This window comes from Actinokineospora sp. (genome assembly GCF_050699995.1).
GTDB lineage: Bacteria > Actinomycetota > Actinomycetes > Mycobacteriales > Pseudonocardiaceae > Actinokineospora.
In genome coordinates, this window is record NZ_JBOHGC010000167.1 from 1 (window position 1) to 12297 (window position 12297).

General features: G+C 68.9%; 11 protein-coding genes and 2 pseudogenes. 8 read left to right on the forward strand and 5 right to left on the reverse strand.

The features are described from left to right. Positions 1 to 108 precede the first annotated feature (108 nt). A pseudogene (locus ACRDSQ_RS09175) lies at positions 109 to 312 on the forward strand (VOC family protein); the annotation flags it as partial. A gap of 1 nt (position 313) precedes the next feature. After that, a complete protein-coding gene (locus tag ACRDSQ_RS09180; RefSeq protein ID WP_431420414.1) occupies positions 314 to 868 on the forward strand; it encodes a YdeI/OmpD-associated family protein in 555 nt (184 codons plus the stop codon). A 9-nt stretch (positions 869 to 877) separates the two neighbouring features. On the opposite strand, the gene ACRDSQ_RS09185 is transcribed toward ACRDSQ_RS09180, so the two are convergent. Together ACRDSQ_RS09185 and ACRDSQ_RS09190 are read right to left on the reverse strand one after the other, a co-directional pair. After that, complete coding sequence (locus tag ACRDSQ_RS09185) at positions 878 to 2014, reverse strand: carboxylate-amine ligase (RefSeq protein WP_431420415.1); 1137 nt, start codon at positions 2012 to 2014, stop codon at positions 878 to 880. 92 nt (positions 2015 to 2106) lie between these two features. Next, positions 2107 to 2928 (reverse strand): universal stress protein, encoded by an 822-nt coding sequence (locus ACRDSQ_RS09190; RefSeq protein ID WP_431420416.1) that lies wholly within the window; start codon positions 2926 to 2928, stop codon positions 2107 to 2109. A 277-nt stretch (positions 2929 to 3205) separates the two neighbouring features. Between ACRDSQ_RS09190 and ACRDSQ_RS09195 the strand changes: the two genes are divergently transcribed. From ACRDSQ_RS09195 to glgB, 5 genes are all read left to right on the forward strand, one after another. Then, a complete protein-coding gene (locus ACRDSQ_RS09195; RefSeq protein WP_431420417.1) occupies positions 3206 to 3361 on the forward strand; it encodes a hypothetical protein in 156 nt (51 codons plus the stop codon). A gap of 296 nt (positions 3362 to 3657) precedes the next feature. Next, the gene (locus ACRDSQ_RS09200; protein WP_431420418.1) at positions 3658 to 5616 is read left to right on the forward strand and encodes an alpha-1,4-glucan--maltose-1-phosphate maltosyltransferase; all 1959 of its coding nucleotides are present in this window, start codon (positions 3658 to 3660) and stop codon (positions 5614 to 5616) included. Further along, positions 5606 to 7321: a maltose alpha-D-glucosyltransferase gene (gene treS / locus ACRDSQ_RS09205; RefSeq protein WP_431420419.1), complete on the forward strand. Its 1716-nt coding sequence runs from the start codon at positions 5606 to 5608 to the stop codon at positions 7319 to 7321. Before ACRDSQ_RS09200 ends, treS begins: the two co-directional genes overlap by 11 nt. Next, positions 7318 to 8679, forward strand: coding sequence for a maltokinase N-terminal cap-like domain-containing protein (locus ACRDSQ_RS09210; RefSeq protein WP_431420420.1), 1362 nt, complete (start codon positions 7318 to 7320; stop codon positions 8677 to 8679). Before treS ends, ACRDSQ_RS09210 begins: the two co-directional genes overlap by 4 nt. Next, positions 8676 to 10880 carry a 1,4-alpha-glucan branching protein GlgB gene (gene glgB, locus ACRDSQ_RS09215; RefSeq protein ID WP_431420421.1) on the forward strand — a complete coding sequence of 735 codons (2205 nt, stop codon included), beginning with the start codon at positions 8676 to 8678 and terminating at the stop codon, positions 10878 to 10880. The genes ACRDSQ_RS09210 and glgB overlap by 4 nt, the downstream gene beginning before the upstream one ends. Positions 10881 to 10884: 4 nt before the next feature. Here the strand turns inward: glgB and ACRDSQ_RS09220 are convergent, their stop codons facing one another. Further along, positions 10885 to 11136, reverse strand: coding sequence for a hypothetical protein (locus ACRDSQ_RS09220; protein ID WP_431420422.1), 252 nt, complete (start codon positions 11134 to 11136; stop codon positions 10885 to 10887). Between the two features lie 143 nt (positions 11137 to 11279). After that, complete coding sequence (locus tag ACRDSQ_RS09225) at positions 11280 to 11594, reverse strand: hypothetical protein (protein WP_431420423.1); 315 nt, start codon at positions 11592 to 11594, stop codon at positions 11280 to 11282. An 81-nt stretch (positions 11595 to 11675) separates the two neighbouring features. Between ACRDSQ_RS09225 and ACRDSQ_RS09230 the strand changes: the two genes are divergently transcribed. Further along, the gene (locus ACRDSQ_RS09230) at positions 11676 to 12008 is read left to right on the forward strand and encodes a hypothetical protein (protein ID WP_431420424.1); all 333 of its coding nucleotides are present in this window, start codon (positions 11676 to 11678) and stop codon (positions 12006 to 12008) included. Between the two features lie 160 nt (positions 12009 to 12168). Here the strand turns inward: ACRDSQ_RS09230 and ACRDSQ_RS09235 are convergent. After that, positions 12169 to 12297, reverse strand: a pseudogene (locus ACRDSQ_RS09235) (IS5/IS1182 family transposase); the annotation flags it as partial.

Here is a 12297-nt window from a genome sequence, read left to right on the forward strand (position 1 = left end):
TCACCCCACCTGGCCGGGTCGATCATGGTGGCGCCCGCGGCGGCCTCGGCTTCGGCGCGGAACGTCGCCGGCAGGGCCCGGACGAGTTTGCGCAGCGCCGCTTTCGCTGGTCCGGTCACCTACTGGCACGTGGACGATGTCGAGGGCAGCTTCGAGCGGCTGCTGACCCTCGGCGCGTCGGTGCATGAGAAGCCGATCGAGCGCGGCCCCGGCTTCGTCACCGCCTCCGTCGTCGACCCGTTCGGCAACATCCTCGGTGTCATGTTCAACCAGCACTACCTGGACATCCTCGACTCGCGGACCGAGGCCTGAGATGAGCACCTTCATCGCGCGCGGCGTCGCCGAGTGGCGGGCGTGGCTGGCCGAGCACGGCGAGTCCGAAACCGAGGTCTGGCTGGCCATCCACCACAAGGACAGCGCCACCCCGAGCCCGCGCTACCACGAGGCGATCGAACAGGCGCTGTGCTTCGGCTGGATCGACGGCCTGCACCGCAAGCGCGACGCGACCAGCTCGCAGCTTCGGTTCACGCCACGCAAGGTGCGGAGCACGTGGAGCCAGGTGAACCGGGAGCGAGCGGCGGCGATGATCGCTTCCGGGCAGATGACGCCTCGGGGACAGGCGGTGATCGACACGGCCAAGGCCGCGGGGACTTGGGAGGTTGTCGTGGATCCGGGGTTGCTTGACGCGCTCGAACGCAATGCTGTGGCTCGGGAGAATTTCGAGCGGTTTCCGCCTTCTTCGAAGCGGTTGATCTTTGAATGGGTTGGTGGGGCCAAGAAGGCGGAGACTCGGGTGCGGCGGATCGAGCGGGTGGTGGAGTTGGCCGCGGTGAATGTTCGGGCCAATCATCCTGGGGTTCGGTTGTGACCGGGTTTGTCAGGATATCGAGCGCAAGGGGGTTCGGGGTGAGGTGCCCTGCAGGGTTCTGCGGGCGGCTTCGGCCACCACGTCGCTGAGGTTGCCGTGTTCGGTGAGGGTTCGGCGTTGCCAGGTGGCGCCGTTGCCTTCGGACAGGACCTTTCGCAGGAGTTTCTCCACCTGTTGGCGTTCGCCCGACTCCTCGAGTTCGTCCCGGATGTGCCGCATCAGCGTGACGACGACTTGGTTGGGCGGCACTCCGCGTTCGGTGGCCACGTCCACGGCTGTGCCCTCCATGCCGTCGCGGGCGGCGCGCCAATAGGCGGCGCGGAGGACTTCCGGGGGAACCGGCAGTGCCATGGCGCCTGCCTGGGTGGCGCGGATCGCGGTGGCGACCAAAGCTCGGACCAGCGCGGCCAGCAACGTGGTTTCGTCGACCGTCGCCGGGACGTCGCTGACTCTGATCTCGATCGTCGGCAGGTGGTGTGACGGCCGGATATCCCAGTACACCATGCCTTTGTCCAGCACCATGCCCGATTCCATCATCATCGCGACGAGGGAGTCGTAGTGCTCGGCCGAGGTGAAGTACGGAGGTGGGCCGCCGCAGGGCCAGCGGGACCACATGACCGAGCGCCAACTCGCGTAGCCGGTGTCGCGGCCGCGGTGGACAGCTGAGTTCGCGGTCAAGGCGAGCAGGATGGGCAGCCAGGGGCGCAAGTGGTTGCTCACCTGGACGGCCGTCTCCCGGTCGGGGACACCGACGTGGATGTGGCAGCCGCACACCGCGTGTTCTCGGGCCATGGGCCCGAACACGTCAGCCATGCGTTCGTAGCGCTGCTTGTCGGTGAGCGGCTGGTCCCGGTCGTCGCCGAGGCTGACGCCGGTGGCGACGAGTCGGGCTGACGAGCGGGCGGCGGCGGCCGCGACGGCGGCTCTTGTGGCCAGCAGTTGGGCTCGGACCTCACGGATCGTCCAGCAGACCGTCGTCTTCGTCTCGACTTGGGCGCCTAGGAGTTCGAGGTCCAACTCAACACCCTGCAGGCGCGCGGATTCGACGACGGCGACGTTGCATGGGAGCAACGTCCCGGTTGCGGGGTCAACGAGAAAGAACTCCTCCTCCACCCCCACGGAGGGACATGGAGCGGGAGATCGCATGGTCACACCCGGCTTTCGCGCTGGCGACAAAGTCGCCGCGGTCGTGTCCGACCCGACCTTCGTCCTGCCTTGGGTACCACTCGGGCGGTTTCCTAAACCGGGGCGACCACCACCGGGCACGGTGCGTGGAAGAGGGCTTCGTTGGTGACGCGGCCGGTTCCGCCCTGGCCGCGGGTGCCGCCCCGGCCGACGACCAGCAGGTCGGCGTCGTGGATGGCCGCGACGAACTCGTGCGGCAGGCATCGCCGGGCATCGGCGTCGACGCGCAGGTCCGGGTGCAGACTCGTGGCCCGGTCCAGCGCCCAGGACACGACGTCGTCGTGGGTCGAGGTGGTCACGGCGTGGATGACGCGCAGGGCGGCGTTCTCGCGGGCGGCCATCTCGACCGCGAGCGCGAGCGGCGCCTCATCGGTGACGCGTCCGATGGCGACGCTCACCGTCGCGTGCCTGCCGCGGATCGCGTCCGGATGGCCCTTCACCACGGCGACCGGGCACAGCGCCCGCGCGGCCAGGGGACGCACCAGGTGGCCCAGGCCGAGGCCGGGGTGGTTGCGTCCGCGCGCGCCGACGACGACCAGCCGGGCCGTGGCACCGGCTTCGACCAGGTCCTCCAGCGGGTCGGCGGCGTCGATGAAGTGGCGTTCCACCGGCATGGCCGGGTACTCGTGGACCAATTGGTTGACACCGTGGGCGATGGCGCCCGCGCGGGCGCCGGTCGACTGGTAGACGTGCAGCACGTCGCCGAGCAGGCAGGCGTGCCGTGCCGCCCAGGCCACGGCCCGGTCGCCGAGGTACGAGCCGTCGGTGCCGACCACCACCCCGGATCCCGGCATCGCCTCCCCCGCCGACTGCCGCGGCCTGCTCTGTTCCGGTACGAGGACGGATGGACGCGCGTAGTGCAGGGTGTCTGGCATCGAATTCCTCACGTCGTCAACGAGGCTCGGCATCACCGGTCAATAACTGTGTCCTATTCCGACAGTGATCGCCATACCGCGAGCCAGGAAATACCCGCACGCGGGACCGCGGCTGCTGCCCGATCGGATGGTCTGTGGTCACCGGGTCGGGTGGTCTGTGCCCAGTGTCGGGCGCGGCGGGGTCCACATTGGGCATGGTTACTTATCGAGGAAGCGTCGCCCACATAGGTGGCTCTGCCGAAGGAGCGACGCGCTTGTCTTTTCCCGGGAGACTGCGATGAGGCGCGCGGCACCGCAACCCAAGGACGACCCGTCGACGCAGGGACGCGACGGCGCGTCGGTCCTGGAACCGTATGAGGCGCCGGACCACGACTGCCCGACGTGCGGCATGCCGACCACCGGCGTGCTCTGCACTTCGTGTGCCACCCAGTGACCTTCGGATCCGACTAACCCGTTTCGGTGATCCTCTCTCGCGAAGGGGTGACCCGGCTTTCGCGGCCGAGATCATTTGGCCACAGTGGACGCGCGCGGCCGAGGCGATCGGGAGCAGCGCGGGCCTTCGTCGTGGTTCGGAAACCCAGCATTCGGTACCCGAGTGGGCGACGTTCGTCCGACCATCGCGTGACCTGGTGCGCTCAGAATTCGGATCGGAAGAGAATAGAGCTGACTGTGCGCACCGAGAGTCGTCGGACTCACCCCCGATCCACACTTCCCAAGTCCGACCGCATCGTGATCGACGACGTGCTCCCGGCGGTCAGCCGCGGCAAGGCCCCGTCGAAGGCCGTGGTGGGCGAGCACGTGCCGCTCAGCGCGACGGTGTGGCGCGAAGGCCACGACGCGGTGGGTGCGACGGCCGCGTGGCGCGGTCCGAAGGACCGGGGCTGGCGGCGGACCCGGATGAGCGCGGGCGCGCCGGGCCAGGACCAGGTGGTCGCCACCATCGTGCCCGACCAGGTCGGCCTGTGGTCGTTCAGGATCGAGGCGTGGAGCGACCCGTGGACCACGTGGCGCTCGGCGGTCACCGCGAAGGTCGCCGACGGCCAGGACGCGGACGACCTGGCCAACGACCTGGAGATCGGCGCGCGGCTGCTCGACCGGGTCGCCCGCCGTCCCGCGGTGGCGAACAAGCCGATGCTGACCGAGGCCGCCGCCGCCCTGCGCGACACCGGGCTCCCCCTGGCCGAGCGGATCCGGCCCGCGCTCGGCGAGCCGGTCGGCTCGGCGCTGCACGACAACCCGATCCGCGACCTGCTGACCGCCGGGGCCCCGCACCACATCTGGGTCGACCGAAGCCGAGCCGCGTTCGGCTCCTGGTACGAATTCTTCCCGCGTTCGACCGGCGGCGTCGACGAGACCGGCACCCCGGTGCACGGGACGTTCGCCACGGCGGAACGCGCGCTCGACCGGATCGCGGCGATGGGCTTCGACGTGGTGTACCTGCCGCCGATCCACCCGATCGGAGCGGTCAACCGCAAGGGCCGCAACAACTCCACGCACGCCGAGCCGAGCGACGTCGGCTCACCGTGGGCGATCGGTTCGGCCGCGGGCGGCCACGACGCGGTCCACCCGGACCTGGGCACGCTCGTGGACTTCAAGTCCCTCGTGTCCCGGGCCGACGAGCTGGGCATGGAGGTCGCCCTCGACCTGGCGCTGCAGTGCGCGCCGGACCACCCCTGGGTGGCCGAGCACCCCGAGTGGTTCACCACGCTGCCCGACGGCACGATCGCCTACGCCGAGAACCCGCCGAAGAAGTACCAGGACATCTACCCGCTCGACTTCGACACCGCCCCGGGCACGCTCTACGCGGAGATCCTCGAGGTGGTGACCGCCTGGATCGAGCGCGGCGTGCGGATCTTCCGAGTCGACAACCCGCACACCAAGCCGCCGGACTTCTGGCACTGGCTGATCGCGCGGGTCAAGCGCACCTACCCGGACGTGCTGTTCCTGGCCGAGGCGTTCACCCGGCCCGCCCGCCTGCACGGCCTGGCCCGGCTCGGCTTCACCCAGTCCTACACCTACTTCACCTGGCGGACCGGGAAGCGCGAGCTGATCGAGTTCGGCGAGGACTTGGTCGCGCACGCCGACGAGACCCGGCCGAACCTGTTCGTCAACACCCCCGACATCCTCCATGAGTCGCTGCAGCACGGCGGGCCCGCGATGTTCGCGATCCGGGCGACGCTCGCCGCGACGCTGGCGCCGACGTGGGGTGTCTACTCGGGATTCGAGCTCTACGAGCACAAGGCCGTGCGCGAGGGCAGCGAGGAGTACCTCGACTCGGAGAAGTACGAGCTGCGGCCACACGACTTCGAGGGCGCGCTCCGCCGGCACCGCTCGCTGGAGCCGTGGCTGGGCGCGCTCAACGCGATCCGCCGCGCGCACCCGGCGCTGCAGCAGCTGCGCACCCTTCGTTTCCACGATCTCGACGACGACGCCCTGCTGGCCTACAGCAAGGTCGACCCGGCCACCGGCGACACCGTGGTCATGATCGTCACCCTCGACCCCCACCAGCCCCACGAGGGCACGCTGCGCCTCCCCTTGGCCGAGCTCGGGCTCCCCGACAGCTTCGCTGTCGTGGACGTGGTCTCCGGGCAGCGCTGGCAGTGGTCGGACACCAACTACGTGCGGCTCGACCCTCGGCGGGCGGTCGCGCACATCGTCTCGATCCCCAGGAGGACCCATGGGCACTGATGCCCACCCCCGGCGCGCACGGTCCGTGCCACCAGAACCCGAGTGGTTCAAGAGCGCCGTCTTCTACGAGGTGCTGGTCCGCGCGTTCAGCGACTCCAACGGCGACGGCACCGGCGACCTGCGCGGCCTCGCCGACAAGCTCGACTACCTGTCCTGGCTCGGCGTCGACTGCCTGTGGTTGCCGCCGTTCTACGACTCGCCGCTGCGCGACGGCGGGTACGACATCAGCGACTTCCGCCGGGTGCTGCCGGAGTTCGGGACCGTCGAGGACTTCGTGTACCTGCTCGACCAGGCGCACTCGCGCGGCATGCGGGTGATCACCGACCTGGTGCTGAACCACACCTCCGACGCCCACCACTGGTTCCAGGAGTCGCGCCGCGACCCCACGGGCCCGTACGGCGACTTCTACGTGTGGGCGGACACCGACGAGGGCTACTCGGACGCGCGGATCATCTTCGTCGACACGGAGACGTCGAACTGGACGTTCGACCCGGTGCGCGGGCAGTTCTACTGGCACCGGTTCTTCGCCCACCAGCCCGACCTGAACTACGAGAACCCGGCCGTCGCCGAGGCGATGATCGACGTCCTTCGGTTCTGGCTGGACCTGGGCATCGACGGCTTCCGGCTCGACGCGGTCCCCTACCTGTTCGAGCAGGAGGGCACCAACTGCGAGAACCTCAAGCCCACACACGACTTCCTCAAGACGTGCCGCAAGGTTGTCGACGACGAGTACCCCGGCACGGTGCTGCTGGCCGAGGCGAACCAGTGGCCCGCGGACGTGGTCGAGTACTTCGGCGACCAGACCGTCGGCGGCGACGAGTGCCACATGGCGTTCCACTTTCCGCTGATGCCGCGGATCTTCATGGCCGTGCGGCGGGAGTCGCGGTTCCCGATCTCGGAGATCCTCGCCCAGACGCCCGCCATTCCGGCGGGCGCCCAGTGGGGCATCTTCCTGCGCAACCACGACGAGTTGACCCTGGAGATGGTCACCGACGAGGAACGCGACTACATGTACGCCGAGTACGCGACCGACCCGCGGATGAAGGCGAACATCGGGATCCGACGCAGGCTCGCGCCGCTGCTGGACAACGACCGTGACCAGCAGGAGCTGTTCACCGCGCTGCTGCTGTCGCTGCCGGGCTCGCCGGTCCTGTACTACGGCGACGAGATCGGCATGGGCGACAACATCTGGCTGGGTGACCGCGACGCCGTCCGCACCCCGATGCAGTGGTCGCCGGACCGCAACGCGGGCTTCTCGCGCTGCGACCCGGCGCGGCTCTACCTGCCGACGATCGCCGACCCGGTGTACGGCTACCAGGGCGTCAACATCGAGTCGCAGATGGGCAACACGTCCTCGCTGTTGCACTGGACGCGGCGGATGCTGCAGGTCCGCACCCGGCACACGGCGTTCGGCCTCGGCGAGTTCATCGAGCTGGGCGCGTCGAATCCCACGATCCTGGCGTACCTGCGCAGGCACCGACGCGACGACGGCGGCGAGGACCTGGTCATGTGCGTGAACAACCTGTCGCGGTTCCCGCAGCCGGTGGAGCTCGACCTCTCGGAGTTCGCCGGGCACACCCCGGTCGAGCTGACCGGGTGCGTGCAGTTCCCGCCGATCGGTGAGCTGCCGTACCTACTCACGCTGCCGGGGCACGGGTTCTACTGGTTCCAGCTGGCCAAGATCGAACGCGGGGACGGCTCGTGACGGTGGACGCCTTGGAGGACATCCTCCGCGACTGGCTGCCCTCGCAGCGGTGGTTCGCCGCGAAGGACAGCGTGATCCAGCGGGTCAGCGCGGTGCGGGAACATGTGCTGCGCGACGCCGATCCGGTGCTGCTGCATGCGGTGGTGGCGGTGGAGTTGGCGGGAGAAACCCAGCACTACCAGCTGTTGCTGGGGCTGCGACCGAGCCTGCCCGATCACCTCGCGCACGCCGCGATCGGCGGGCACGACGGCATGGCCGTCTACGACGCGGTGCAGGACGCGGAGATGCTCAGCCTGCTGCTGGGCTTGATCGCGGCGCAGCGCCGGGTCGGTGAGCTGCGGTTCGCCGCCGAATTGGGCGTGCGGCTCGACCCCGACTTGCGGCCCCGGCCGGTGTTGGCCGAGCAGAGCAACACGTCGGTCGTCTACGGGCAGCAGTACATCCTGAAGTTGTTCCGCCGGGTCTCCCCCGGCGACAACCCGGACGTCAGCCTGCACCGGGCGCTGCACTCGGTGGACTCCGAGCACATCGCCACCCCGCTGGGCAGCCTCCGCGCGCCGCTGCTCGGGGTCGACACGGATCTGGCGTTCCTGCAGGAGTTCCTGCCCGCGGCGGCCGACGGCTGGCCGATGGCCACGGCGAGCGTGCGCGACCTGCTCGCGGGCACGGGCGGTGACGCGGCCCGGGTCGGCGGGGACTTCGCGGCCGAGTCGTTCCGGTTGGGACAGACGGTGGCGGCCCTGCACGCGGATCTACGGACCGCGCTCGGGGAGACGGTCACCGAGTCCGGGCACGCCGTCGAACTCGCCGCGACCATGCACCGCAGGCTCGACAGCGCGCTGACCCGCGCGCCCGAGCTGCGGCGGTACGAGGCGGACATCCGGGCGGCGTACGACCGGGTCGGCAGCGCGCCGGGTCCGATGCGGGTGCAGCGGATCCACGCGGATCTGCACCTGGGGCAGGCTCTGCGCACACCGGCGCGCTGGGTGGTGATCGACTTCGAGGGTGAGCCCGCCGCGTCGAGGCAGGACCGGGAGACGCCGTCCTCGCCGCTGCGGGATGTGGCCGGGATGCTGCGGTCGTTCGACTACGCGGCGAATCACCTCCTGGTCGGCTGTGCCCCGGCGGGCGGCCTGCACGAGCAGGCCCGGCTCTGGACCGAGCGCAACCGCACCGCGTTCTGCGATGGTTACGCCGATTTGGCCGAAGATCCACGGGCCGACTCCGTGCTGCTCGCCGCGTTCGAGTTGGATAAGGCCGTGTACGAGGTGGCCTATGAGCGCACCCACCGGCCAACGTGGGTCGGGATTCCGCTCGCCGCCGTCGATCGACTCCTTGGACAAGGAACCACGCGATGACCAAAGCCCTGGCCAACGTCCACCTCACGATCGACACGGCGGCCGCGCCGCTGTCCGCCGACGACCTGAGCAGGCTCCTGGCAGGCGCGCACCACGACCCGCATTCCGTGCTCGGTCCGCACCCGGTCGCCGACGGCACGGCTGTCCGGGTGCTGCGTCCCGGCGCGAGCGAGGTGCGGGTGCTCGCCGAAGGGTCGAGTTATCGGCTTCGTGATCTGGGTGGTGTGTTCGCCGGGGTGGTCCCGCTGGTGTTGGAGGACTACCGGCTGGCCGTGGTGTACCCGCAAGGGACGGTGGAGGTAGACGACCCGTACCGGTGGCTGCCGACGGTGGGCGAGTTCGACCTGCACCTCATCGGCGAGGGCAGGCACGAGCGGCTGTGGGAGGTGCTCGGCGCGCATCCCCGGCGGTTCGACACCGAGGCGGGGCCGGTCGAGGGAACGTCGTTCGCGGTGTGGGCGCCCACGGCGCGCGGCGCGCGGGTCACCGGGGATTTCGACCACTGGGACGGACAGGCGACACCCCTGCGGTCGCTGGGTTCCTCGGGCGTGTGGGAGCTGTTCGTGCCCGGCGTGGGCCCGGGAACCCGCTACAAGTTCCGCATCCTCGGCGCCGATGGGCAGTGGCACGAGAAGGCCGACCCGATGGCGTTCGCCACGGAGGTTCCGCGTGCGACGGCGTCGGTGGTCTTCCAGTCCGTCCACCAGTGGCACGACGACGAGTGGATGGCCCGGCGGGCGGCGACGGAGTGGTCCGCCGAGCCGGTCAGCGTGTACGAGGTCCACTTGGGATCGTGGCGGCCCGGGCTGTCGTACCGTGAACTGGCAACGGAACTCGGGGACTACGTTGTACGGCACGGGTTCACCCATGTGCAGCTGATGCCGGTGGCCGGGCACCCGTTCATCGGGTCGTGGGGCTACCAGGTGACGTCGTACTACGCGCCCACGCCACGCTTCGGTTCACCGGACGACTTCCGCCACTTCGTCGACCACCTGCACGCCCTGGGCATCGGCGTCCTGGTCGACTGGGTCCCCGCCCACTTCCCGCGCGACGAATGGGCGCTGGCCCGGTTCGACGGCGGCACCCTCTACGAACACGCGGATCCCCGACGCGGCGAACACCCGGACTGGGGGACGCTGATCTTCGACTTCGGCAGGCCCGAGGTCCACAACTTCCTGGTCGCCAACGCTCTTTTCTGGCTCGAAGAGTTCCATGTGGACGGACTCCGGGTCGACGCGGTGGCGTCGATGCTGTACTTGGACTACTCCCGCGAAGACGGCCAGTGGTACCCGAACGAGCACGGCGGCCGGGAAAACCTCGACGCGGTCAGCTTCCTGCAGGAACTCAACGCGACGGTGTACAAGAACCACCCCGGCGTCATGATGGTGGCCGAGGAGTCGACCTCGTGGCCGGGCGTCACCAGGCCGACCCACCTGGGCGGCCTCGGGTTCGGGTTCAAGTGGAACATGGGCTGGATGCACGACACGCTGCGCTATCTCGCGCACGACCCCATGTACCGCTCCCACCACCACGACGAGATGACTTTCTCGCTGCTGTACGCGTTCAGCGAGAACTTCATGCTCCCGCTGTCGCACGACGAGGTCGTCCACGGCAAGGGCTCGCTGTGGAGCCGAATGCCGGGCGATGACTGGAACAAGGCGGCAGGCCTGCGGGCGCTGTACGGCTTCATGTGGGCACACCCCGGCAAGCAACTGCTGTTCATGGGCGGGGAATTCGGCCAGACCGGCGAGTGGACGGCGGAGGCGTCCCTGGACTGGCCGCTCCTCGACTCGCCCCACCACGCGGGTTTGTCCCGGCTCGTCACGGACCTGAATACGACTTACCGGGACACGCAAGCGCTTTACAGCGTGGACGGGACGCCGGAGGGCTTCTCGTGGATCGCCGCCGACGACTACGCGGGCAACGTGCTGTCGTTCGCCCGCATCGGCACGGACGGCTCGGTCTTGGTGTGTGTGGCCAACTTCGCGGGCATTCCGCACCACGACTACCGCATCGGCCTACCCAGAGGCGGAACCTGGCGCGAGGTACTGAACACCGACGACTCGGCGTACGGCGGGTCAGGTGTGGTCAACGGTGAGATCGTCGCGGAGGCCTCGGGGTGCCACGGCAGGCCTTTCTCGGTGGAGTTGTCGCTGCCGCCGTCGGGTGTGGTGTGGCTGGCGCCGGTCGACCCGAGCTGACCGGTCACTTGGGTGCGGGGTGGTGGCGGTGGACGCCTTGCCCCGAATACTCGTCGAGTTCCCGCCGAAGTTCGGTGCCTACGGAGTAGGTCACCGCGGCCAGCGGCAGCACCATGGCGGCCACGACGGCCGTCACGACCACTCGCCGCTGACGCAGGAACCACGCGAGGGCAACACCGACGACAGCGAAACCCGCGCTGAGCAAGAGCACCCACAGGGCGGCACTGACCATCCGATCGGCTTCGGTGGGAAACACCACGGCGGATGATCCAAGCGACCGGACTCGCCGAATCACGTCCGCGTGCTGGTGAATGGCTGCTGTGAGGAGGATGGCCGAAGCCGCCAATGCGCCCACGGACAGAGCCAGCGCACCCCATGGACTCCACCGCCAAACCCGGCTCATCGCCCCGTATCCATCGCGTCGAGTGCGCCCGCGAGTCGGCGTTCCAAGTCCTCGTAATCCTGCACGCTCGCGGCAAGCTTGAGCGCCGCGTCGAGTGTGTCACGCACCAGCGTGATCAGATGCCCGCTCCACGCATCCGTGCACGAACGGAGCGACTGGGCGGCGGACGCGAATCCAGATAGCCCATCGATAGCGGGGTCGCTCTTCCCCAATTCCGCCTCGATGTTGGCCTTGGCGTCCAGCGCGATTGCTTCAAGATCGACCGAGGCAGCCTTGAGCGGCGCGAAGGTCATGTCGATCCCTGTCATCATCAACCCCCACATATCTGAACGTGTGGGAACAGTCCGACGAGGTCCCCCACGATTCGCTGACTCACGATGAGCTGCGTAACTATGGCCACCGGCAAGGCGATCAGTGCACCAACCGCGTTCGGCGAGCGCAGTGAGCGCTCCGCCCGGATGAGCAGGACAAGCGACGTCGTCGCGAGCCCGAACATCGCGGGGGTGACCCAGAGCAACGCGATCTGGATTTCACTGTTCGGTGGAAACAACGTCCCATCGCACACGGCGCTTCGCTGCGGCCCCGCCAACGAGACGGCGCCCACCCAACCGATCCACCACGCGCCAATCCACAGCAGTGCCGGAACGATGCCTGCCCAATACCACCAGGCTGACCGGCGCTTCGCTTTCTGCATCTGTCACCAGTCCGGGTTGGGCCTGATGTAGGCCATGTCTTGGAGACCGCCCGATTGCTCAGTCTGGGGAAGCCTGCCATCGAGGCTGCCGTCCCGCATCGAATTTGAGTGCTGGGTGTAATGGATGTCGCCATCCGGACTGAGCCCTTCCGAGTAACTTCGGGTGACGTTGTGTGATCAACTGTTGGTGATCATGTGGTGTGGTGGTGTTCGTGGTGGAGCAGGACCAGGGCGGCGGCGACGATATCGCCGATGCGCCAGGGGCAGCCGCGGTGGCGACGCAGGGCCTTGAAAGTGGTTTTGAGTAGCGAGTTGGCGCG